21 protein-coding genes and 2 pseudogenes are annotated in these 21,734 nt (G+C 74.2%); 15 read left to right on the top strand and 8 right to left on the bottom strand.

The window, feature by feature from the left end:
* Positions 1-75: 75 nt before the first annotated feature.
* The 3 genes from REH70_RS03430 to REH70_RS03420 are packed head-to-tail and all read left to right on the top strand — an operon-like array spanning position 76 to position 2,559.
* Positions 76-1,026: a glycosyltransferase family 1 protein gene (locus tag REH70_RS03430; protein WP_310752270.1), complete on the top strand. Its 951-nt coding sequence runs from the start codon at positions 76-78 to the stop codon at positions 1,024-1,026.
* Entirely contained in the window at positions 1,023-2,099 is a 1,077-nt protein-coding gene (locus tag REH70_RS03425; RefSeq protein WP_310752268.1) for a hypothetical protein, read from the top strand. Before REH70_RS03430 ends, REH70_RS03425 begins: the two co-directional genes overlap by 4 nt.
* Entirely contained in the window at positions 2,029-2,559 is a 531-nt protein-coding gene (locus tag REH70_RS03420; protein WP_310752266.1) for a glycosyltransferase, read from the top strand. The genes REH70_RS03425 and REH70_RS03420 overlap by 71 nt, the downstream gene beginning before the upstream one ends.
* Before the next feature lie 68 nt (positions 2,560-2,627).
* Here the strand turns inward: REH70_RS03420 and REH70_RS03415 are convergent, their stop codons facing one another.
* The gene (locus REH70_RS03415; protein ID WP_310752264.1) at positions 2,628-3,164 is read right to left on the bottom strand and encodes a DUF4214 domain-containing protein; all 537 of its coding nucleotides are present in this window, start codon (positions 3,162-3,164) and stop codon (positions 2,628-2,630) included.
* Positions 3,125-4,075, bottom strand: coding sequence for a SpoIID/LytB domain-containing protein (locus tag REH70_RS03410; protein ID WP_310752262.1), 951 nt, complete (start codon positions 4,073-4,075; stop codon positions 3,125-3,127). The genes REH70_RS03415 and REH70_RS03410 overlap by 40 nt, the downstream gene beginning before the upstream one ends.
* A gap of 664 nt (positions 4,076-4,739) precedes the next feature.
* On the opposite strand from REH70_RS03410, the gene REH70_RS03405 reads away from it, so the two are divergent.
* Genes REH70_RS03405 through REH70_RS03385 form a run of 5 tightly spaced genes read left to right on the top strand, consistent with a single transcriptional unit; the run spans position 4,740 to position 8,943 of the window.
* Positions 4,740-5,642, top strand: coding sequence for an ABC transporter permease (locus REH70_RS03405; protein WP_310752260.1), 903 nt, complete (start codon positions 4,740-4,742; stop codon positions 5,640-5,642).
* Positions 5,642-6,517 carry an ABC transporter ATP-binding protein gene (locus tag REH70_RS03400; RefSeq protein ID WP_310752258.1) on the top strand — a complete coding sequence of 292 codons (876 nt, stop codon included), beginning with the start codon at positions 5,642-5,644 and terminating at the stop codon, positions 6,515-6,517. The genes REH70_RS03405 and REH70_RS03400 overlap by 1 nt, the downstream gene beginning before the upstream one ends.
* Positions 6,475-6,867, top strand: coding sequence for a Wzt carbohydrate-binding domain-containing protein (locus tag REH70_RS03395; RefSeq protein WP_310752256.1), 393 nt, complete (start codon positions 6,475-6,477; stop codon positions 6,865-6,867). The genes REH70_RS03400 and REH70_RS03395 overlap by 43 nt, the downstream gene beginning before the upstream one ends.
* Positions 6,839-7,558 (top strand): hypothetical protein, encoded by a 720-nt coding sequence (locus REH70_RS03390; RefSeq protein ID WP_310752254.1) that lies wholly within the window; start codon positions 6,839-6,841, stop codon positions 7,556-7,558. Before REH70_RS03395 ends, REH70_RS03390 begins: the two co-directional genes overlap by 29 nt.
* Positions 7,486-8,943, top strand: a complete 1,458-nt coding sequence (locus tag REH70_RS03385; protein WP_310752252.1) for a hypothetical protein — start codon at positions 7,486-7,488, stop codon at positions 8,941-8,943. Before REH70_RS03390 ends, REH70_RS03385 begins: the two co-directional genes overlap by 73 nt.
* Positions 8,944-8,981: 38 nt before the next feature.
* On the opposite strand, the gene REH70_RS03380 is transcribed toward REH70_RS03385, so the two are convergent.
* Together REH70_RS03380 and REH70_RS03375 are read right to left on the bottom strand one after the other, a co-directional pair.
* Complete coding sequence (locus REH70_RS03380) at positions 8,982-10,226, bottom strand: DUF4214 domain-containing protein (protein ID WP_310754123.1); 1,245 nt, start codon at positions 10,224-10,226, stop codon at positions 8,982-8,984.
* A 107-nt stretch (positions 10,227-10,333) separates the two neighbouring features.
* Entirely contained in the window at positions 10,334-10,969 is a 636-nt protein-coding gene (locus REH70_RS03375) for a hypothetical protein (protein WP_310752250.1), read from the bottom strand.
* A gap of 221 nt (positions 10,970-11,190) precedes the next feature.
* Between REH70_RS03375 and rfbB the strand changes: the two genes are divergently transcribed.
* The 3 genes from rfbB to REH70_RS03360 all read left to right on the top strand — a co-directional run bounded on the left by rfbB (position 11,191) and on the right by REH70_RS03360 (position 15,017).
* Positions 11,191-12,186 carry a dTDP-glucose 4,6-dehydratase gene (gene rfbB / locus REH70_RS03370; protein WP_310752248.1) on the top strand — a complete coding sequence of 332 codons (996 nt, stop codon included), beginning with the start codon at positions 11,191-11,193 and terminating at the stop codon, positions 12,184-12,186.
* Positions 12,187-12,354: 168 nt separating this feature from the next.
* A complete protein-coding gene (locus REH70_RS03365; RefSeq protein WP_310752246.1) occupies positions 12,355-13,491 on the top strand; it encodes an LCP family protein in 1,137 nt (378 codons plus the stop codon).
* Between the two features lie 599 nt (positions 13,492-14,090).
* Positions 14,091-15,017, top strand: a complete 927-nt coding sequence (locus tag REH70_RS03360; protein ID WP_310752244.1) for an LCP family protein — start codon at positions 14,091-14,093, stop codon at positions 15,015-15,017.
* Here REH70_RS03360 and REH70_RS03355 read toward each other — a convergent pair.
* Positions 14,965-16,191 (bottom strand): acyltransferase, encoded by a 1,227-nt coding sequence (locus tag REH70_RS03355; RefSeq protein WP_310752242.1) that lies wholly within the window; start codon positions 16,189-16,191, stop codon positions 14,965-14,967. The genes REH70_RS03360 and REH70_RS03355 overlap by 53 nt on opposite strands.
* A gap of 124 nt (positions 16,192-16,315) precedes the next feature.
* Between REH70_RS03355 and REH70_RS03350 the strand changes: the two genes are divergently transcribed.
* The 3 genes from REH70_RS03350 to REH70_RS03340 all read left to right on the top strand — a co-directional run bounded on the left by REH70_RS03350 (position 16,316) and on the right by REH70_RS03340 (position 17,989).
* On the top strand, positions 16,316-16,996 hold the full coding sequence (locus REH70_RS03350) for a DUF2975 domain-containing protein (RefSeq protein ID WP_310752240.1): 681 nt from the start codon (positions 16,316-16,318) through the stop codon (positions 16,994-16,996).
* Positions 16,993-17,253, top strand: coding sequence for a helix-turn-helix transcriptional regulator (locus tag REH70_RS03345; protein ID WP_310752237.1), 261 nt, complete (start codon positions 16,993-16,995; stop codon positions 17,251-17,253). Before REH70_RS03350 ends, REH70_RS03345 begins: the two co-directional genes overlap by 4 nt.
* Positions 17,254-17,344: 91 nt before the next feature.
* The gene (locus tag REH70_RS03340) at positions 17,345-17,989 is read left to right on the top strand and encodes a DedA family protein (RefSeq protein ID WP_310754121.1); all 645 of its coding nucleotides are present in this window, start codon (positions 17,345-17,347) and stop codon (positions 17,987-17,989) included.
* Positions 17,990-18,034: 45 nt separating this feature from the next.
* Here REH70_RS03340 and purE read toward each other — a convergent pair.
* Positions 18,035-18,538, bottom strand: a pseudogene (purE, locus tag REH70_RS03335) (5-(carboxyamino)imidazole ribonucleotide mutase); the annotation flags it as partial.
* Positions 18,535-19,788, bottom strand: coding sequence for a 5-(carboxyamino)imidazole ribonucleotide synthase (locus tag REH70_RS03330; RefSeq protein WP_396134666.1), 1,254 nt, complete (start codon positions 19,786-19,788; stop codon positions 18,535-18,537). The pseudogene purE and the gene REH70_RS03330, both read right to left, overlap by 4 nt.
* A 227-nt stretch (positions 19,789-20,015) precedes the next feature.
* On the opposite strand from REH70_RS03330, the pseudogene REH70_RS03325 reads away from it, so the two are divergent.
* A pseudogene (locus tag REH70_RS03325) lies at positions 20,016-20,369 on the top strand (GtrA family protein); the annotation flags it as partial.
* A gap of 30 nt (positions 20,370-20,399) precedes the next feature.
* Here REH70_RS03325 and REH70_RS03320 read toward each other — a convergent pair.
* Entirely contained in the window at positions 20,400-21,731 is a 1,332-nt protein-coding gene (locus REH70_RS03320; protein WP_310752236.1) for an ATP-binding protein, read from the bottom strand.
* Positions 21,732-21,734 lie beyond the last annotated feature (3 nt).

The following is a 21,734-nucleotide window of genomic DNA, read 5'->3' as shown; positions in this document are numbered from 1 at the left end:
CTACGGCCTCGACCTCGACATCGACCCGGCGGACGAGGCGGGGTACACCCCCGGCTCGTCGTCCCCTGGCAGAGCGTGGTCGTGCTGCCGGACGTCCCCAACCCTGGGTCGACCGCCGAGCTCGCCGCGCTCGCCGCGACGTCCGGCAACACGCTCTCCATGATCGGGTACGACATGATCCCCATCACGAGCGCGGACACCCGCCCCGCCTCGGACGCGGTGACGTTCGCCCAGTACCTCACCGTGGTCAAGCACGCCCACCGTGTCGCCGGGATCAGCCGCTCCGCCACCGCGGAGTTCACCGGCTTCGCCGAGGCCGTGCAGGCGCAAGGCCTGCCGGGCCCGCGGGTCACCGAGGTCCAGCTCACCGAGGACGCCCCACCGGTGGTCGAGGAGCCCGCACCGCGGCCCAGCCGTCCCGTCGTGCTCTGCGTCGGCAGCCGGGAGCCGCACAAGAACCACCGCACGGTCCTGCACGCGGCCGAACGACTCTGGCGCGAGGGCCTCGACTTCGACGTTCGACTCGTCGGCGGCCCCGGCTGGTCGGACGCCGTCCTGCGTCCGGCGCTCGAGCGCCTGCAGCAGGCCGGTCTCCCCGTGCACGACGTCGGCCGGGTGAGCGACAGCGAGCTGTGGCGCGAGCTGCGGCGCGCGGACTTCACCGTCTTCGTCTCCCTGCACGAGGGGTACGGGCTTCCGGTCGCCGAGTCGCTCGCGTCCGGCACCCCCGTGATCACGTCGAACTTCGGCAGCCAGCAGGAGATCGCGGAGCTGGGCGGCTGCCTGACGGTCGACCCGCGGGACGACGACGACGTGACCGCGGCCATGCGGTCCCTGCTCACGGACCCGGAACGGCTGGCGCGGCTGCGCCGCGAGGCGCTCGCCCGGCCGCGGCGCACGTGGGACGAGTACGCCGACGACCTGTGGGCGGCGCTGGTGGCCGACGACGTCTCGACGCAGGTGGACGTCCGATCGCCCGGCGCCACGACCACCGACCAGTCCCCGGCGCAGGAGGCAGCACCATGAGACTCGGACCGCTCACCCATGCGGTGGCGCGCTCGCGCCGAGCGGACGCGGACGAGCCCGGCCTGCCGGACGTCTTCCAGGAGGCGTGGTCGCGTCGGCTGCCCGTGCTCGTGCACGCCCTCACCGGACGTACGGTCACGCCGGTCCCGCTCACCTGCGCGGACGACCTGTCGGACGCGCTCGGGACGAGCCTGGACACCCGCGACCGCGGGCACCTGTGGCTGCTGCTCGCGGTGCTCACCGGCCGCCTGCCCGACGAGACCACGGTGGTGGAGCTCGCCCGGGACGCCTGGTTCGACGCGCCCACCGCCCTGTGGGACGCCCTGTCCGTGCACACCACGTCCCAGAGTGCCGGCTGGACGGTCCGTGTGGCCGACGGCGAGGTGCTGGTCGATCTCGCCCACACCGTCTCCACCGGGCTCACCACGGGTATCCAGCGGGTGGCCCGGGAGACCGCGCGCCGGTGGTTCGCCGACCATGACTGCGTCGCCGTCTCGTGGTCCACGGACTTCCAGTCGATCCGGGAGCTGACCACCGCGGAGCGTCAGCGGATCCAGCAGGGCGCGGCCGAGGAGGACACCCGGGCACGACCCGAGGCCGCCGTCGTCGTGCCGTGGCGCAGCACCTACCTCCTGCCCGAGCTGGCCGCCGAGCCGGCGCGCAGTGCACGGCTGCTCGCCCTCGCGCGGTTCTCACCGAACCGGACCGGAGTCCTGGGCTTCGACTGCGTACCGCTCACCTCGGCCGAGACCACGCAGCTCGGCTTCAGCGGCGTCTTCGCCGGGAACCTCGCCGCCGTCCGGCACTTCGAGCACGTGGCCACCATCTCGGAGGCCGCCCGCGTCGAGTACAGCGGGTGGACCCGGATGCTCGACGCCATCGGCGTCGACGGCCCCACCGTCACCTCGGTGCCCCTGCCGGTCGAGGCGCCCACGTCCACACCCGCTGATCCTCGAGGCGGCCCGCGACCTGTTCCTGGTCGGACGGCTGCCGCTGGTCCTGGTGGTCGGCAGCCACGAGCCCCGCAAGAACCACCTGGCCGTCCTGCACGCCGCCGAGCTCCTGTGGCGTGAGGGGATCGAGTTCAGCCTCTCGTTCATCGGCGGCAACTCCTGGGGGAGCGACGCCTTCACGGCGAGGTGCGCCGAGCTGCAGAGCGCCGGACGCCCGCTGCAGACCGTGAGCCGGCTCCCCGACGACGTGCTGTGGGCGGCGTACCGGCTCGCCCGCTGCACCGTGTTCCCCTCGTTCAACGAGGGCTTCGGGCTCCCCGTCGCCGAGTCCCTCGCCGTCGGGACCCCGGCGGTCACCTCGTCATTCGGCAGCATGCTCGAGCTGGCGGACGACGGCGGGGCCCTCACCGTGGACCCGCACGACGACCACGCCCTGGCCGCCGCCATCCGGACCCTCGTGACCGACGACCGCGTCCACGCCCGGCTGCGCGAGCAGGCCTCGCAGCGGTCCGTGCGCACCTGGGACATGTACGCACGGGAGACCTGGTCGGCCCTGACCGGGAGGAACGACGCCGGCTGACCGCCGAGTCCCGCGGGCGACCCTCCCGGGTCGACCGCGGGATGCCCGGGCGGGCCACCGGGGACCAGTCAGGGGAAGCGTGCGATCGCCCGCTGGCGGTACTCGGCGCTCCCGGCGATCCCCTGCCGGACCGCACCCTCGCCCCGCGTCAGCAGGACGCGGGCCCAGCCGTCCCGCCCAGCGGGGTCGGGCTGCCGCTGCAGGAACGTCCCGTAGTACGCCCCGGCGCGGATGCGGGCCGCCTCGACCGAGAACCAGATCGAGTCGGCGACGCCACCGCGCCCGATGCGAGCCATCTGGTCGGTCCAGTGCCTCACCTCCGCAGCACCCGCCGTCCGGCCCAGGACGGTGGCGTAGAGACGGGACACGTATCCCTGCGGCGTTCCACCGGACCGCTGGAAGAACTCCGCGCTGTCGAGGAAGCGGCGCTGCGCGTCGTCGACCGTCGCGTGCCCCGCGCGGATGGCAGCGAGCCAGCCGGCGGCGCCGGCGGGCTCCGGCTCGCGCCCGAGCACCTCGCGGTACGCCTGAGCCACGCGGAGACGGATGTACTCGTCGCTGCGGGTCAGCGTGCCGACGAGCTCGTCCTGGCTGACCCCGGCCATGAGCCGGTCGCTCCAGGTCGCGAGCCCGGTGGGGTCGGTCCCCTCCCGAGCAGGTCCTGGTAGAGAGCCTTGACGACGGCCTCGGCCTCGGCACGGACGAACGCCGAGATGCTGAACCAGTCACTGCGGAGGTTGAGGGCGACCCGCACCTGGTTGCCGGTGTACGTCCGGGAGCGACCTGCCCCGTCGACCACGGTGACCTCGGTGACCCGGCCACCGCCCGCGCCGAGCCCGTTGCGCCCCGTCACCGTCATCGACCGGATGCCCTGGACACCGAGGCGTGCCGCGACGTCGGCGGCGCTGAAGGTCGCCGCCGAGCCGGCCTGCGTCGTGACCCAGCGGTGGTTGGGGTTGCGGCTGGTGTCGTCACCCTCGTCGACGACCGCCGGGAACTCGCCGCCCGCGGTCCAGCCGCCCGTCGAGGAGCTGAACTCCGTCCGGACGACCGCGCCGTTGGCCCGCACCCGCACCTCGCCGGACGTCGCAGCGATCGCGGTGTCGGTGTTGGCGGCCTCGAGGCTCTCCCGGGGCTGGCCGAACGGCTGGAAGGCCGCGCCCCGGTACACCTGGCACGCGGTGGTGTCGCAGGTGGTGGCGCCCGAGGGCCGGGATCCCGACAGCGCGTAGGAGCGGGCGGCCACCGCCTGCGCCTTGAGCGCCTCCATCCCGCGCCCACCGGCGAGCGATCCCCAGCTCGCGGGGGACTCGCGAGGGACGACCCCCGCAGGTACCCCTCGGCCGACACCCGGTTGAACGTGGTCTGCACCCCCGTGCCGGCATGACGCTGGACGCTCAGCGACCCGCGGTACGCCCGCTCCCCCGCGCTCTCGCACACGCGCACGAGTCGGTCGACGGATGCCTGCGACGTCGTCCCGACGCTGACCGTGTCGAACACGCCGAGGGACGTCCATGACGGGCCCGAGCAGCCGGCACCCACCTCCGCGCGGAAGCGACCGTCGGGCTGCCGGGTCACTCGCACTGCGCTGCCGGCCGCGTTCGCGTCGGTCCGTGCCACCCCGTTGACGGTGAGCCCACGCCCGACCGCCCGCAGCTCGTTGCCGGTGAGCGCGGTGAGCTCGACGGAGATCTGCCGGTCACCCACCGAGCCACGACGGGTGCCACCGTAGAAGTGGTCGAGGATCGGCCCGTAGCCCCAGCCGTGGTCGATGGCGTAGCCGAGGGCGCCGTACTGCCCCATGCCACGGCCGTGCCCCCAGCCCTGCCCCGTGAAGGTGAAGCGGTCGCCGTCTGCGGCGACGGCGACCGTCGCGCCGGGCACCGCACCGCCGATCAGGAGGACGCTCAGCAGGAGCGTGGCGAGCCGGCTCGCCGTGCGGGTGTGGCTGCGGGTGTGGTTCATGTCGGGCTCCGGTGGACGACGGTCCGGCCATTGCATCACGGAACCGGCCTCATCCCGCAGCCCCGGGCGGCACCCAGTCGACCGCCCGACGAGGGGCGGCGCCGCGCCGGTAGGGTGTAGGTCGGTCGCCGGCGGCCGTCGAGGCGCCCGGAGGCGGGACCAGGTCCGATGGCCCGCTGGGCGTGCCGTGGTCACTCGTGATGGACAGGGAGCAGATGACGAACGTCGGTGAGGCTCGTTCCGCGCGGCTCGCGGCAGAACCGATGCGGATCGCCGGCCCCCGGCCCGGCTTCGCCGCCGGCACGCTGCAGTCGGTGCGGGACATCGTGGCCCAGCGTGAGCTGCTCGGCATGCTCGTCCGCCGTGAGCTCAAGGCGAAGTACAAGGACAGCACGCTGGGGTTCCTGTGGAGCCTGCTGCGTCCGCTGGCGCTGCTCGGCATCTACTACGTCGCGATCGGCAGGTTCCTCGGCGCGGCCCGGGACATCCCCGACTTCGCGATCTTCATCTACACCGGTCTGACCGCGTGGACCCTCTTCTCCGAGATCGTGACCGCGGGCACGGCCTCGATCGTGGTGAACTCCGGCCTGATCAAGAAGGTGTACCTGCCCCGCGAGGTGTTCCCCCTCAGCGTGGTGGGATCCGGCCTGTTCAACTTCGGCATCCAGCTGACCATCCTCGTCGCGGCGACGGTCGTGGCGGGCGGCTTCCCCACCGGAGCGCGGTGGCTGTACCTCCCGCTCTCCTTGGTCGTGCTCCTGCTGTTCGCCACCGCCCTGTCGTTCCTGCTGTCCGCGGTCAACGTCTACCTGCGCGATGTGCAGTACCTGGTCGACATCGCGCTGATGATCGCCTTCTGGGCGTCGCCGATCGTGTACTCGTGGGCGCTCGTCGTCGGCGAGGTCCCGGCCTGGGCCGCCGACCTCTACCTGACCAATCCCATGACGCTCGTGATCATGGGCTTCCAGGAGGCCTTCTGGGTCGCGGGTGACGACCAGCTCCGGCCGGACGACCTGCTGCAGAGACTGGGTGTGGCGTTCGCGGTCGGCGTCGTGCTGCTGTGGTTGTGCCAGCGCGTGTTCGCCCGCTTGCAGAGCAACTTCGCGCAGGAGCTGTGATGACATCCCCCACCGTGGTCCGCGTCCAGGGCGTCTCCAAGCGCTTCGTCATCCGCAAGGAGAAGTCGCTCAAGGAGCGCGTCGTCAACTTCGGCCGGTCCAACCTCCACAAGGAGGACTTCTGGGCGCTGCGCGACATCGACCTCGACATCACCTCGGGCTCGACCGTCGGCCTGATCGGTCCGAACGGCTCCGGCAAGAGCACCCTGCTGAAGACGATCGGCGGCATCCTGCAGCCCACGAGCGGGACGGTGCACCTGCGGGGCCGGCTCGCGGCGCTGCTCGAGCTGGGCGCCGGCTTCCACCCCGACCTGACCGGACGGGAGAACGTCTACCTCAACGCGGCCATCCTCGGCCTGAGCCAGGCGCAGACGGACAAGCACTTCGACGCGATCGTCGACTTCTCGGGCATCGAGCGGTTCATCGACACCCAGGTGAAGTTCTACTCGTCGGGCATGTACGTCCGGCTCGCGTTCGCGGTGGCCGTGCACGTCGACCCGGACATCCTGCTCGTGGACGAGGTGCTCGCGGTCGGTGACGAGCCGTTCCAGCGCAAGTGCATGGACCGGATCCGTGGCTTCCAGCGGGAGGGCCGCACGATCATCCTGGTGACGCACTCCCTCGACCAGGTCGCCGACCTCTGCGATCGCGCGGTGGTGCTCGAGAGCGGGCACATCATCGCGGACGGCGCCCCGCGCGACGCCCTGCGGGCACTGCGCGACGAGTTCGACCACGTGCGCCAGGAGGAGATGGAGCGGGCCCAGGAGACCGCCGCGGAGGTGGAGCCCGGTGCGGGCGCGAGCGCACCCCGGAGAAGGTGCGGATCCGGTCCGTGGCACTGCTCGACGAGCAGGGCAGTCCCGCGCACGAGATGAAGCCGGGCACCTCCTTGACCCTCGCCGTCACCCTGGATGCCGACGAGCCCCTGGCGGACCCCGTCCTCGGCGTCGGCATCGACACACCGCTCGGGCAGAGCATCTTCGGGACCAACACCAAGCTGCTCGGGCAGCGGCTCCCGCCCGTCCACGGCCGGGCGACGTTCCACTTCCGCTTGAACGACCTCCGGCTCGGCGAGGGGTCGTACATGGTGCACGGCGCCGTCGCGGACCAGGCGGGCATCGAGCTGCACCGTCTCCGGGACGCGGCGAGCTTCGCGGTGCGGGCCGACGGCGCCACCGTCGGCCACGTCTGGGCGGATGTGGAGTTCCGATCGGTCTCCCGGTGAGCACGGCGACCGCCGCGCGACCGCGCCGGGGTCGCCGTGGGCGCGGCTGCTCGTCTCGCTGCCGGACCGGCTCGTGCTGGCGCTGTTCTGGACCTGCCTGGTCGTCGCCGTCACCGTGCTGGTGGGGCGCTTCTCGCCGTGGCTCGTGGGACCGCTGCTCGCGGTCGTCCTCGTCGCGACCTGGCGCGCGGTCCCCGCGCCGCTCCCCGCCACACGGAACACCGCTGCCGGGGCGGCGGTGTGCCTGGGGCTGTGCGCGGCCTGGGCGCTGGTCCACCTGCCGTACGCGTCCGAGTACGTCACCGTCACCCGTGACCCCGGGTTCCTCACGCTCGAGGGCTTGTGGCTCGCCGACCACGCGACGCCCGAGATCCCGCAGGGTCGAGCCCGGGCCGTGGCCGAGGCCGTACCCGGTGCGCAGGCGTCGACCAGCGCCTTCTTCCCCTCGACGGTGATCTCCATGCTCAGGGCGCGAAGCTCCTGCCCGGCCTGCTCGGCCTGCTCGCCTGGGTGGGGGGCGACCAGGCCGTGCTGGCCGGGAACCTCCTCGTCGGCTCCTTGGCGCTCCTGGCTCTGTACGGCACCGCCCGGCGCGTGGTCGGCCCGTGGTGGGGTCTGGTGCCCACCACGGCGCTCGCGACGGCGGTCCCTCTGGCCGCCTTCTCCCGCGCCGCCTACACCGAACCCCTGACCATCGCGCTCGCGTTCGGCGGGCTGACCATGGCCTGGTCCGCGTTCGAGACGCGCAGCGGGTGGCGTCTGCTGCTGGCAGGTGCGCTCGTCGGCTCGCCGGCCCTGGTCCGGATCGACGGCGCCGCCTCCGTGATCGGGTTCGTGGTCGGGCTGGCCCTCGTCGCCGCGGCCCCGTTACGCGCCCGATCCCGCAGCAGGCTGCAGGTCTGGCTGCTCGGGGCGACGCTGTCCGCCTTGCTCATGGTGGGCCTCGGCTACCTCGACCTGTGGTGGCACAGCCCGGGCTACCTCAACGACCTGGGGAACCAGTTCACCCTGCTGGTCGCGGCGCTCATCGGGTCCATCGTCGTCGGCCTCGGACTCGTGGTCCCGCCGTGGTGGGACCCGGCGCGCCGCTGGTTGCTCGTCCACCGACGCACCGCGGGCCGGGTCCTCGCGGCCGCGGTACCGCTGATCGCCGTGGTGCTGGTGAGCCGGCCGCTGTGGCTGGTGGGCCACCGGACCCCGTTGGGGACGAACTACTCGCAGCTCGTCGGCGGACTGCAGGCCCGCGAAGGGCTCGAGGTCGACCCCACCCGCAGCTACGACGAGATGTCGGTGGCGTGGATCGCCTGGTACCACGGCTGGCCGATGGTCGTGCTCGCCTTCGCGGGGCTCAGCCTGATGGCCTACTGCGCCGTACGCCGCCGGGACTCCCGCCTGCTGGTGCTCCTCGCGGTGATCGCCGCTCCCACCCTGCTGTACCTGTGGCGGGTGAGCATCTCCCCGGACCAGGTGTGGGCGGTGCGTCGCCTGCTCCCCATCGCGATCCCGGGGTTCCTGCTCGCCGCGACGATCGCCCTGGCGTCCCTGTGGTCCTCGCGCCGGGGGTGGGTCCGTGCGGGATCCCTCGCGCTCGCAGCCGTCGTCGCCGCGTTCCCGCTGACCACGTGGGGGTCGCTGTTCACGGTGGTCGAGCAGGGCGGCCGTTGGGGGCAGCTGGAGGCGGTCTGCGCGGCGCTGCCCCATGACCGGGTGGTCTACGTCCGGGACGGCGGACCGGACTACCTGCCGTCGTTGCGGAGCGTCTGCGACGTCGAGGTCGTCGAGGTCGCGCAGGCCCCGACGACCCGGCACCTCGCGGACCTGAGCGGAGCCTGGGACGACCGGCCGCTGTCCGTCGTGACCTTCAGCGACTCCGCGCTCCCGTGGCCGGCAGGCGCCGCTCCGCAGCCCGTCCTGAGCTCGACGATCACGGGCTGGGCCTACGCGCTGTCACACCTCCCGACGGACGGGACCCGGTCCGACTCGCAGGTCTGGGTCGCCGAGGTGACCCCCGACGGCACCCTGAACCCGGTCGGGCCGTCGGGACGTCCTGGCGCCTCGGCCGCCACAACCGGCTGACCGAGGCGCCGACCCTCACCGACGTCGCCAGTCCACCCTCACGGGTACCGCGCGACGGCACGGTCGCGGTACTCGGCGCTGCCCGCGATCCCCGTCCGGACGGCGCTCTCCGACTGGTTCAGCAGCACTCCCGCCCAGTGGGCGACGCCCACGGAGTCGGGCGCACGCTGGAGGAAGACCTCGTAGTAGGTACCGGCGCGGCGGGCGGCCGCCTCCGTCGAGAACCAGACGTCGTCGATGACCCAGCCGCGCCCGTTGGAGGCGACCTGCGCCGCACGGGCGGGCCGCTCCATCGAGCTGATCGAACGCCCGAGTGCCGCGCGGTACACGGCGGACGCGTACGAGTCGAACGTCCCGCCGGCACGGATCGCGAACTCGTCGCTGTCGAAGAACCTGCGCTGGACGTCGTCGACCGAGGCGGTGCCGCCACGGATCTCCGTGAGCCAGTGCCGGGCGCCGGCGGGCTCCGGTGCGCGCCCCAGGACCGTCTGGTAGGCCTGCGCGACACGCAGGGCGATGTACTCGTCACTGCGGGTGAGCAGATAGACGAGCTCGGACTGGTCGACACCGGCGGCGAGCTTCCCCGTCCACATGGCGAGCCCGGAGGCGTCCGGGGCCCGGCCGAGGAGGTCGTGGTACAGCGCCGTGACGACCGATCGTGCCTGGGCGAAGCGCTCGCTCGCCCCCGCGTCCGCCGCGATCTCTCGGATGGCCGGCAGCGCGGAGTACCCGCCCGGCCCCGGGCACGCCGTGTAGGCGACGTCCCGGTGACCGAAGATGCGGGGCAGGGTCACGTTCCGGTTGCTGTACTTGGAGTTCTGCCCCGCGCCGGTCCAGTAGGTCATCGAGCCGCGCGGGTCGACGCCGTAGGCACCGAGCCGCCAGCCGATGACCTCACCGACCGCGCGCTGCGTCGCCGCCGACGGCGCCGCGGTGTACGTCCCGAGCATGGACACGCCGACCGTGCCGGTGTTGAAGCCACCGGCGTGCACGCCGATGACCGCCTTCGTCATGCTCCCCGCGCGACCCTCGTAGATGTTCCCCCACTTGTCGACGACGAAGTTGTAACCGAGGTCGCACCAGCCGCGACCCGTCATGTGGTACTTCGCGTCGTTGCGGATCTGCTGCATGGCCTGGGCCACGCTGCTGTAGCTGTTGCTGCCCGCGGTGTGGTGCACGACGGCGCCCACCAGCTTGGCCGCCGAATCGGTACGGCAGGTGGGAGCAGGAGCACCCCACTGACCGCGCGAGATGATCCGCGGGGCGGTCTGAGCGGCGGCCATGAACACGACGTCGGCCGTGGTCGCGGCGTCGGTAGCGGCGACCGTCTCCACCGCGGCGGCGGTCGTCGTCCCGGCCGGCTCGGCCTCGGAGCCGACGAGCGCCAGGCTCAGCCCGTCCGGCCCGCCGTCGTCGGTCGCGGCGAACGCGAGCTGGACGGCGTCCGCATCGCCGATCCACAGCGGGTCGGTGCCGCCGCGGAGCTCGTTCGCGGCGTCCGCGGTGCCGGGGTCGGGCGAGTCGCTCGCGTCGAGGGCCACCCACTCCCCCACTGCCCGTCGGAGCTGGTCCGCACGTGCGCGCCGAGCCCAGCGGGGTCGACGTCGGCGGGCCAGGTGATGCCGAGGGTCTGGTAGCCCTCGGTGTCGACGGGTGCCGTCTCGACGAGACCCGAGCCCGCGACCTCGTCCGCGACCACGGTCGTCCCCTTGGTCGGGGCCACCGGGGCCTCCTCGGGCGCCTCGCTCTCGATCGGCGCACCGGCCGCGTCGGGTGCCGTCGCCGGGAACGGGCCGAGCACCGTCGCGCCGTCCACGACGTCGTCGGCCGCCGGCACGGCGAGGTCCACCTCGGCGAGGCGGACGCCGTCCTCGTCCGTCGCCTGCGCCACGTCACGCACGACGCCGTCGGCGGCGGGGGCTGCGACCACCGGGGCGGCGGTGTCGGTGGTGGCCGGCGGCCCGCCGGCCACGACGAGCGGCGCGGTCAGGCTCAGCAGCGTGGCGAGCACGAGAGGGAGATTCATGGGTGTCCTGACGTCGGTCCGGGGCTCTGCACTGCGTGGAGGCCGTCGGCATCGGTCGAGCGCTGCCGGGCGCCTCCCACGCCGGGTCCCATCGGCAGGGGCCGGCACGCCGTGAGCGGTCCGGACAAATCGCCTGCCCGGCACCCGGCACCCGCCCGGCACCCGCCCGTCGGCCCACTACGCTCGGGACGTCCCGCCGTCACCACCTGGAGGAATCCCCCGTGCGTCTGCTCGTCACCGGCGGAGCCGGCTTCATCGGCTCCAACTTCGTCCACCAGACGGTCCGCGAGCGTCCCGACGTGCGCGTCACCGTGCTGGACGCGCTGACCTACGCGGGCGACGAGGCGTCGCTGGCCCCGGTGGCCGAGGCCGTGACCCTGGTCCGCGGTGACATCGCCGACGCCGACCTGGTGGACGGCCTCGTGGCGGACGCCGACGTCGTCGTGCACTTCGCGGCGGAGTCCCACAACGACAACTCGCTCACGAACCCGTGGCCGTTCGTGCAGACGAACGTCGTGGGCACGTACACGCTGCTCGAGGCCGTCCGGCGGCACTCGACGCGCTTCCACCACATCTCCACCGACGAGGTCTACGGCGACCTCGAGCTGGACGACCCGGCGAAGTTCACGCCCGAGACCCCGTACAACCCGTCCAGCCCCTACTCCTCCACCAAGGCGGCGAGCGACCTGCTGGTGCGTGCGTGGGTCCGCTCCTTCGGTGTGCAGGCGACCATCTCGAACTGCTCGAACAACTACGGCCCCTACCAGCACGTGGAGAAGTTCATCCCGCGGCAGGTCACCAACGTGATCGACGGCGTGCGGCCCAAGCTGTACGGCAGCGGCGAGAACGTCCGGGACTGGATCCACGTCGAGGACCACAACTCCGCGGTCTGGACGATCATCGAGCGCGGCCGCATCGGCGAGACGTACCTCATCGGGGCGGACGGCGAGGAGAACAACAAGGCCGTCGTCGAGCTCATCCTCGAGCTCACCGGTCAGCCGCGCGACGCCTACGACCTCGTCAGCGACCGCCCGGGCCACGACCTGCGGTACGCGATCGACTCGAGCAAGCTGCGCACGGAGCTCGGCTGGGAGCCGCGGTACCCCGGCTTCCGCGACGGCCTGGCCGCGACGATCGACTGGTACCGCGCCAACGAGGCGTGGTGGCGCCCGCAGAAGGACGCCACCGAGGCGAAGTACGCCCAGCTCGGCCGCTGACCGGCGTCGTCACGGCGGGGACCGGGGTTCACAAACCCTCCACCCGATCGGCCCGACGCTCGCTCCTGGTCGCCCGTAGGCGCGCCTAGGATCCTCCACGTGCCATCTCGTCATGCCTCGCCTCCGCGCGTCGCCCGCCACGCCCGCCGCGCGAGGTCCCACCGCGTCATGCGCGGCGCGGCGCTCGGGCTGACCGCCGTGCTCGCGTTCGGGGCGACCGGCGTCGCCGCGGCATACACCCGGCTGCAGACGAACATCGAGTCCGTCGACGTCACGGCCCTGCTCGGCGAGGACCGCCCGACCCCCACCCGGACCCCGGACCCGGACGACCCGCACGCCGGTCAGGCGCTCAACATCCTGCTCATCGGCTCGGACGTGCGTGACGGCGAGAACGCCGACCTCGGCGGCGAGGTCGAGGGCATGCGGTCCGACACCACGATCGTCATGCACGTCGCGGCCGACCGCAGCCGGGTCGAGCTCGTCTCCATCCCGCGCGACACCCTGGTGGACATCCCGGCGTGCCCGCGCTCCGACGGGACCACCTCGCGCCCGCAGGCCGGGCAGTTCAACGCCGCGTTCTCGATCGGGTCCGAGAGCGGTGAGGTGTCGGACGCCGCGGTGTGCACGATCCTCACCGTCGAGGAGAACACCGGGGTCTTCATCGACGACTACGTCGTCATCGACTTCGCCGGGTTCATCCGCATGATCGACGCGCTCGGTGGCGTGCCGATGTGCATCCCGAACGACATGCGCTCGCCCAAGGCCGGCCTCGAGCTCGCCGCCGGGACGCACGTGCTCGACGGCACCACCGCGCTGGCCTTCGCGCGCGCCCGCACCGGGGAGGGCGTCGGCAACGGGTCGGACATCGACCGCCTCGGCCGCCAGCAGCAGCTGCTCGCCGCGACCGTGCAGACGGTCCAGTCCAAGAACCTGCTCACCGACGTCCCGGAGCTGCTGCGGTTCCTCAACGCCGCGACGTCGTCCGTCACCGCGAGCCCGGGGCTCGCGTCGATCCCCGACCTCAGCGGCCTCGCCTGGAGCGTGCGCGGCACACTCGGTGGCAACATCGCCTTCATGACGATCCCGATCGCCGCGGCGCCGTCCGACCCGAACCGGGTCGTGATGACGCCGGAGGCCGATCAGGTGTGGGCGAACCTCTCGGCCGACCTGCCCGCGCTGACCCAGCCGGAGCGGACGCCCGCCCCGCCCGGTGCGGGGACCGACGCCCCGGTCGAGCCCGCACCCACGCCCACCCCGGGCCAGGACGCGATCACCGCCGACGACGTCTCGACCGTCTGTGCCTGAGCGTCCGGGACGTCGTGAGCCCACCCGACCCACGGGCGGCAGCCGCGCCCGTGCGGGCGGCTCGGCCCGCCCGCTCGGCGACGACGGCCCCGGGGGTGACGCGGCTCGCGCCGCCGCCCCCGCCGCCCCGGCAACCCCGGCCGGGGCACCCCTGGAGGTGCGGGCGCTGCGGGTACGCGGGCCGGCGGCGTCCCGCCGAGCTTCGCGCCCGCGGGGGCTCGCGTCCGTCCGTCGACGACGCCGTCCCGGTGGGGCGCCCGACGGCACCCCGGTCCGGCGACGCTCCCCCACCCGCTCGTCCCCCAGCCGCCCGTCCCGAGCGCCTCCACTCCCCCGCTCGCTCCGGGGACCCGTCGCGCGCGGGGTCCGCGTCCTCCGTCCCGCCGCGCTCGCTGACCCCGGCTGGTCGCACCCCGGCGCCGCAGGGCGGTCACGGCGCGTGGGCCGGTGGCGGTGCCGGTGGCCGCGGCCCCGTCGCCGACCGGTCGGGCCGCCGGCCCGACGGTCCCGCGCCGCACCTCGGGACCGCCACGGCCGTCCGGACGGGTGCCGGTCGCCCGCGTCGTCGACGCGCGGCGACGGCCGTCGCGGTCGTCCTGGTGCTGCTCCTGGCGTGGCCCCTCGGCCTGATGGTGTGGGCGAACGCCCGGCTCCAGCACGTCGACGCGCTCGCCGCGACCGCGGACACCCCCGGCCTGACCTACCTGCTGGCCGGCTCGGACTCGCGCGGTGGCGAGGGCGGCATCGCCGAGGACGGCACCGAGGGCGCACGGACGGACACGATCATGGTCCTGCACGTGCCGCCGAGCGGACCGTCCGCGCTCATCTCCCTGCCGCGCGACACCTACGTCGAGATCCCCGGGCAGGGCCCCGGCAAGCTCAACGCCGCCTACTCCTGGGGCGGGGCACCGCTGCTGGTGGAGACGGTCGAGGGACTGACCGGCATGCACATGGACCACTACGTCGAGATCGGGCTCGGCGGCGTCGCCCAGGTGGTCGACGCCCTGGGTGGCGTCGAGCTGTGCCTGGACCCGGCGGTCAACAAGATGACGTTCCCGGTGGACGACCCGGACTCGGGACTCCAGTGGGCCGAGCCCGGCTGCCAGGTCGTCGACGGCAGCACGTCGCTCGCGTTCGCGCGGATGCGCAAGGCCGACCACGAGGGCGACATCGGCCGCGGCAAGCGTCAGCAGCAGCTGATCGCCGCGCTGGCGTCGACCGCGGCGTCGCCGTCGCTGGCCGTGAACCCGGCCCGGCAGGTCGGGCTCCTCGGCGCCGGGGTCGGCGCGCTGACCGTGAGCGACGGCACCGGGGTGCTCGACCTGGGCCGGCTCGCGCTCGCGTTCCGCAGCGCGACGGGGCCCGACGGCATCCGCGGCACGCCGCCGATCGCGAACCCCGACCACCGCCCGGGCAACCTCGGGTCGACCGTGCTGCTCGACCCGGCGACGACGCCCCGCTTCTTCGCCGACGTCATGACCGGGTCGCTGCCCGCGGGGCCGGTCGGCGGGCTGCCGACCGGCTGACCGCGCCGGCCCGCGCGCTCAGGCGCTCGAGGCCGCGCTGCACCCCGGACCGCAGCGGTGGCCCCAGCCGCCGTTCGACGACGTGGTGCACCGCCACCGCGAGCGCGACGGAGAACGCGGTCGCCAGGGCGAAGGCCACCGGCACCGGGACGACGTCGCGCACGTGCGCGATGACCCACCAGCCCCAGTGCTCGTGCAGCAGGTACAGCGGGTAGGTGAGTGCGCCGACCGTCGTCAGCCAGCGCCAGCGCAGCCGGGCGACCGGCGTCAGGGTGACCACGGCGACGAGCGCCACGCACACCACGACGAGGGCACCGAGGACGACCGGTGACGGGCTCTGGGCGGTGTTGCGCGCCTGCTGGGCGAGCTGGTGGGGCACCACGAGCCACACCGACGCGGCGGTGTTGGCCGCCACGAGCCACCACGCCCCTCGGGAGTGGCCGTCGCGGAGGATGACGTAGAGCACCATCCCGGCCGCGAACAGCGGCGCGTACCCCGAGATCAGCACCTCGCGCAGCCAGGGCGGGCCGGCGGCGTCCGCGAGGAGCGCGGCGGTCGGCCACAGCACCGCGAAGGCGAGCACGCGCCGCCGGGTGATCCCGATCGCGACGAGCACGAGGACGAGGGCGTAGAACCGCAGCTCGGTCCACAGCGTCCAGTAGACGCCGTCCACGTTGCCGACGTCGACCAGGCTCTGCAGCATCGTGAGGTTGACCGCCACCTGCCCCGGGGTGACGTCCTTGCCGTCCGGCCACAGCCACAGCAGGAGCGCCCCGGTGAGCAGGACCGACGCCCAGTACGCCGGGTAGAGGCGCGCGACGCGCGACGCGGCGACCTGCGGGACGCTGCGCCCCCACGCCGTCATGAGGATGACGAACCCGCTGATGACGAAGAACAGCTCGGGGCCCAGCGCCGCGTACACCAGCCACTCCCCCAGTCCGGGGAAGACCTCCGACGGCGGGCGCCCCCAGGCCTGGGAGTCGCGCACCGCGTAGTGGTAGAGCAGCACGCCCACGGCCGCGGCGAACCGCAGGCCGTCGAGCGCGACGAGCCGGGGGCGGTCGCGCGTCGCGGGGGCCGCGGCCGGAGCGCCGGGGCGCGGCGCGGACGTCGTCGCGCGGCGGGACGGGGTCGGCACCCACGGGGCGGCGGTCGTCACGGTCGGGGCAGCCACCCGGCCACGCTAGGTCGCCCGCCCCGGACCCGCCCGTCGAGCGATCCGTTGACATATCGAGTGTCGATAACTAGCGTCGGCCGAGTCATATCGACCGTCGATATGCGGGTGAACGGAGCGGGCGATGGACGCGAAGCAGAGGTGGCGGGCGCTGACCGCGAACGAGGTCTACGTCGGGCCGCGGACGACCCGGCTGATCGCGGCGCTGCTGCTGGTCTTCGGTGCGGTCGCCGCCATCGGCGGACTGGGCTACGCCATCGACGGCGCGACGCAGGCGCCCGCGACGGTGTCCGTCCCGGTCGGGATCGAGGAGTGGCCGGGCAGCGGGCACAGCGGCCCGGTGTACGTCGAGGTGGACGGCGTCGAGCTCCCCGACCGGACGTCCCTGCGGTCGGTCGGGGACGGGCTCGTGCTCGTCGACGACACCGGGGCGAGCCGGTGGATCGGCTTCCTCGCCCGCGGGGACGCCGCCCTCGGCGGGCTTGCCGTCGGGCTGTGCGCCGTCCTGCTCGCGCCCGTGGTGCGCTCGATCGCCGTCGGCGAGCCGTTCCGCCGGGGCAACGCCGCACGGATCGGGGGGACGGCCGGGACCGTCCTGATCGCCGGTCTGTTCGCCCCGGTGCTGCCGGAGATCGCCGGCCTCGCCGTGCTCGACGACCTCGGCCTGGGGGTCGCCGACGACCCGTTCGTGCTCGGGTTCGGCGTCGACCTCGCACCGATCGCCTTCTCCGCGCTGCTGTTCGTCGTCGCGGAGGCCTTCCGGCGCGGCACCCAGATCGCCGACGACGCCGCGGGGCTGGTGTGAGCCGGTCAAGCGCCGACGACGACGGGTCCGCAGCCGGCGGCCACCGGGTCGTGTGCCACCTCGACGCGCTGCTCGCGACGCGCGGGATGACCCTCACCGAGCTCGCGGCCCGCGCCGGCGTCACCGTGGTCAACCTCTCGGTGCTCAAGAACGACCGCGCCCGGGCGGTGCGGTTCTCCACGCTCACCGCGGTGTGCGACGTCCTGGGGTGCCAGCCCGGCGACCTCCTGAGCGTGGCGCCACGGACCCCACGCTGAGCGGGCAGCACCGGCACGCGCCTGCTGACACGCACCACGCTGGCACGCGCATGAGATGCGACCCCCGCCGCAGCATGCTTGCGTGAGCGCCATGTCCGCGCAGCGCGACCCCGCCGAGCTCACGGGCCTCGCCGGCTGGGTGGTCGACACCATCGAGGCGCTCGGCCCCATCGGTGTCGGCGCGCTCGTGGCGCTCGAGACGGTGTTCCCGCCGATCCCCAGCGAGGTGGTCCTGCCCGTCGCCGGTCTGCTCGCCGGGCAGGGCCGGATGTCCGTGGTCCTCGCGGTGGTGGGCGCCACGGTGGGGTCCGTGGTCGGTGCACTCGTCCTGTTCCGGGCGGGCGCCGCGCTGGGCGCCGATCGGCTGCGTCGGGTCGCGGACCGGCTGCCGCTCGTCGACCGGGCGGACGTCGAGCGCTCGGAACGGTGGTTCGACCGGCACGGCGGCACGTCGGTGCTCATCGGTCGGTGCGTGCCGGTGGTGCGCAGCCTCGTGTCGATCCCGGCGGGGGTCGAGCGGATGCCGCTCGTCCGGTTCGTCACGTGGACCGCCCTGGGCAGCGCGGTGTACAACGCCGCTCTCGTCGGCGCCGGCTACCTCCTCGGTAGCCGGTGGACCGAGATCGGCACGTACAGCGACGTCCTGAACTACACCATCCTCGCCGGGTTCGCCCTGGCGGTCGCGGTGTTCGTCCGACGCCGGCTGCGGGAACGGCGGGCAGAGGCGCAGGACTGACCGACGGTCAGGCGGCGCCGCCGGCTCGCGCCGTCCGCAGCCGCTCCCCTTCGCGGTCGCCTGCGCGCGCAGGTCGTCCTGGAAGGTCACCATGGCCGCGCGCAGCCGCGCGGCCTCCGCACCGGCGCCGGCCGCGAGGACCCGCACGGCGAGCAGCCCCGCGTTGCGGGCACCGCCGATCGACACCGTGGCCACCGGCACGCCGGCGGGCATCTGGACGATGGACAGCAGCGAGTCCATGCCGTCGAGGTGCTTCAGTGGGACCGGCACGCCGATGACCGGCAGCGGGGTCACCGCCGCGAGCATCCCGGGCAGGTGCGCCGCGCCCCCGGCCCCGGCGACGACGACGCGCAGCCCGCGGTCGGCGGCCTCGCGGCCGTAGGCGATCATCGCCTCGGGCATGCGGTGCGCGGAGACGACGTCGACCTCGACCGGCACGCCGAACTCGGCCAGGACGTCGGCGGCGGCCTGCATGACCGGCCAGTCGGAGTCCGATCCCATGACGATGCCGACCTGCGGTGCGGGCTGGCCGTGCGCGTCCGTGCTCATGCGTTCCCCTCGGTGTCGTGCGTGTCGTGCGTGTCGTGCGTGTCGTGCGTGTCGTGCGTGTCGTGCGTGTCGTGCGTGGTGGGCGCCGGCGCCTCGCCGCGCAGCACCGCGGCTGCCGCGACGGCGCGGGCGCGGACGTCGGCGAGGTCGTCCCCGGTCACCGTGACGTGGCCGAGCTTGCGCCCCGGGCGCACGTCTTTGCCGTACAGGTGCACCTTGGCGCCCGGGTCGAGCGCGGTGACGGCGGCGAGCGCGTCGGCGAGGTCGGCGTGCGCGCTGCCCAGCACGTTGGCCATCACCGACCACGGCTCGCGCGCCCGGGTCTCGCCGAGCGGCAGGTCGAGCACGGCACGCAGGTGCTGCTCGAACTGGCCGGTGACCGAGCCGTCGATCGTCCAGTGCCCCGAGTTGTGCGGGCGCATCGCGAGCTCGTTGACCAGCACGGCGGCCCTGCCGTCCGGACCGACGACCTCGAACATCTCGACCGCGAGCACCCCGGTGACCCCGAGCCCCTCGGCGACCCGGACGGCGAGCGCGGTCGCGTCCCGGGCGAGCCGGGGGTCCAGGCCGGGGGCAGGGGCGACGACCTCGCTGCACACGCCGTCGGCCTGCACCGACTCCACGACCGGCCACGCGCGCACCTCACCGGACGGCCGTCGGGCCACCAGGACCGCGAGCTCGCGGGTGAACGGCACCCGCTCCTCGGCCAGCAGCGGGACGCCGCCGTCGGCGTGGGCGGCGAACCAGTCGGCGACGTCGGCGGCGGACCGCACCACCCGCACGCCCTTGCCGTCGTAGCCGCCGCGCGCGGTCTTCACGACGGCCGTCCCGCCGACGTCGGCGAGGAACGACTCGAGCGCGGCGGCGTCGGGCAGCTCGGCCCACCGCGGGCACGGGACGTCCAGCGCGGTCAGCCGGTGCCGCATGACGATCTTGTCCTGGGCGTGCACGAGGGCCCGCGCACCGGGGTGCACCGGGTGGCCGTCGGCGACGAGCTCCTCGAGCAGCGCGTTCGGCACGTGCTCGTGCTCGAAGGTCAGGACGTCGGCGGCGGGAGCGGTCGTGACCAGCGCGCGGATCGCGTCGTCGTCGGACGCGGCACCGACCGGCGCGTCGGGGACGACCTGCGCCGCCGACGACGTCGGGCTCTCCACCAGGACCCGCAGGTGCACGCCGAGCGCGGTCGCCGCGGGCGCCATCATGCGGGCGAGCTGCCCACCACCGACCACTGCCACCACGGGTGCTGCCACAGGGGTGAGCCTAGCGTCGGCGGTCGCCCGGTTACGCTCGCGGGCGTGCCGTCGCCCCGACGGGTCCCCGCCCGTCCCCCGCGCCCCGCCGGGCCAGCCCTGCTGCCGGCCCGGCTGCCCGCCCGGCCGCGCGACCCGCTGCCCGACCCGGGCGCCGGTCGCTCGGGTCCGTCGCCGCCCGCGCCCGGCGGGCCGCCCGGGTCGCCGAGCTCGGCCGGTTCGGGTCCGTGGGCGCGATCGCGTACGTCGTCGACCTCGGGGTGTTCAACCTCCTGCGCTTCGGCCCGGGCGAGCTGCTCGGGGAGAAGCCGTTGACCGCGAAGGCGGTCTCGGTCACGGTCGCCACCGTCGTCGCGTGGCTCGGCAACCGGTACTGGACGTTCGCCCACCGCCGCACCCCGACCCGCGGTCGCGAGCTGGTGGCGTTCGCCGTGGTCAACGTCGGTGGGCTGCTCATCGGCGTCGGCTGCCTGGCGTTCTCCCACTACGTGCTCGGGCTGCGCTCACCGCTCGCCGACAACATCGCCGCGAACGGCGTCGGCCTCGTGCTGGGGACCGCGTTCCGCTACGTGCTCTACCGGCGGCTCGTGTTCACCGGGCCGCCGGCGGACCTAGCGGACGCCGCGGCGCATGCGCCGCACGGAGATGAGCGACCCCTTGGGCAGGACGACGTCGGGCGACAGGGACCGCGGCACCCCGGCGAGGAACACCGCGAAGACCGCCGGGCGGCGCTGGGCGAGCTCGAGCCGCCCGCCGTCGGCCGCGACGAGGTCCCGGGCGAGCGCGAGGCCCAGGCCGGTCCCCGCCCCTGACGTCGCCCCGCGCTCGAAGATCCGCGGGGCCAGCTCGTCCGGCACGCCGGGCCCCTCGTCGGCGACCTCGACGACGACGGCGCCGCTCGGCCCGCTCGTGCGCGACCGCACGGTCGTGGTGCCGCCGCCGTGCCGCAACGAGTTCTCCAGCAGGGTGGCCAGCACCTGGGCGAGCGCCCCCGGGGTCGCGAGCACCTGCGCGGCCGGGGAGACCTCGATCCGCAGCCGGCGCCCCGCCTGGGCGAACGTGGGCGCCCACTCCTCCTCCTGCTGGTGCACCACCTCGAGCAGCCGCAGCGCCTCGGTCGTGCCGCCCTGGGCCCGCCGCGAGCGCTGGAGCAGGTCGTCGACCACGGTGACCAGCCGCTCGACCTGCTCCAGGGAGATGCGGGCCTCCTCGCGGACCTCGGACTTCTCGGTCGCGAGCATGATCTCCTCGAGCCGCATCGACAGGGCGGTGAGCGGGGTGCGGAGCTGGTGGGAGGCGTCCGCGGCGAACTGCCGCTCCGCCGCGAGCCGGCCCGCCATCCGGTCGGCGCTGCGCGCGAGCTCGGCGGCGACGAGGTCGATCTCCTCGACGCCGGACGCCTCCACCTGCGGGCGCACCTGCCCCGAGCCCAGCTGCTCGGCGGACGCGGCGAGGTACACCAGCGGTGCGGCCAGCCGGTTCGCCTGCCACATCGCCATGATGATGCCCGCGCCGAACGCGACCACCGCCGCGGCCACCACGGCCGCGACCACCCGGGCGCTGAGGAAGAAGACGTCCCACCACGAGATCACCAGGACGACGGTCGCGCCGGACTCCGCGGTCGCCAGGGCGGACAGCGTGCGGCCCTCGACCGGCTCACCGGCGCGCAGCTGGGTGCCGTCCGGCAGCAGCACGGTGACCGCGGCCGCCGGCCCGTTGGTGCCGCCGACGTACCCCTCGAGGGTCGTGGTGGTGACCTCGATGGGCGGCTCCCGCGTGGCGCGGAAGTCGATCGCCGACGCGAGCTGGTCGGCGCGGGTCTGCAGGTTGCGCAGCTCGTTGTCCCGGGCGAACTGGGCACCGAAGAAGGCGAGCGGGAACCCGAGCAGCACGACGGCGACGGTCACCGCCGCGATGGTCGCCTGCAGGACGCGGCGGCGCACGGG

Source organism: Cellulomonas sp. ATA003, assembly GCF_031582905.1.
In the GTDB taxonomy this organism is placed as follows: Bacteria; Actinomycetota; Actinomycetes; order Actinomycetales; family Cellulomonadaceae; genus Pengzhenrongella.
Note: the sequence above shows the minus strand (reverse complement) of the source record. Positions and strands in the feature narration are given on the sequence as shown.

What these genes read in the sequence shown, in the direction of transcription:
- REH70_RS03425 (WP_310752268.1), top strand. Translation starts at nt 1,023, where the DNA reads ATGAGACTCGGACCGCTCACCCATGCGGTGGCGCGCTCGCGCCGAGCG.
- REH70_RS03415 (WP_310752264.1), bottom strand. Translation starts at nt 3,164, where the DNA reads ATGGCCGGGGTCAGCCAGGACGAGCTCGTCGGCACGCTGACCCGCAGC.
- REH70_RS03410 (WP_310752262.1), bottom strand. Translation starts at nt 4,075, where the DNA reads ATGGACGTCCCTCGGCGTGTTCGACACGGTCAGCGTCGGGACGACGTC.
- REH70_RS03405 (WP_310752260.1), top strand. Translation starts at nt 4,740, where the DNA reads ATGACGAACGTCGGTGAGGCTCGTTCCGCGCGGCTCGCGGCAGAACCG.
- REH70_RS03400 (WP_310752258.1), top strand. Translation starts at nt 5,642, where the DNA reads ATGACATCCCCCACCGTGGTCCGCGTCCAGGGCGTCTCCAAGCGCTTC.
- REH70_RS03390 (WP_310752254.1), top strand. Translation starts at nt 6,839, where the DNA reads ATGTGGAGTTCCGATCGGTCTCCCGGTGAGCACGGCGACCGCCGCGCG.
- REH70_RS03380 (WP_310754123.1), bottom strand. Translation starts at nt 10,226, where the DNA reads ATGGCCGCCGCTCAGACCGCCCCGCGGATCATCTCGCGCGGTCAGTGG.
- REH70_RS03375 (WP_310752250.1), bottom strand. Translation starts at nt 10,969, where the DNA reads ATGAATCTCCCTCTCGTGCTCGCCACGCTGCTGAGCCTGACCGCGCCG.
- REH70_RS03365 (WP_310752246.1), top strand. Translation starts at nt 12,355, where the DNA reads ATGCGCGGCGCGGCGCTCGGGCTGACCGCCGTGCTCGCGTTCGGGGCG.
- REH70_RS03350 (WP_310752240.1), top strand. Translation starts at nt 16,316, where the DNA reads ATGGACGCGAAGCAGAGGTGGCGGGCGCTGACCGCGAACGAGGTCTAC.
- REH70_RS03340 (WP_310754121.1), top strand. Translation starts at nt 17,345, where the DNA reads ATGTCCGCGCAGCGCGACCCCGCCGAGCTCACGGGCCTCGCCGGCTGG.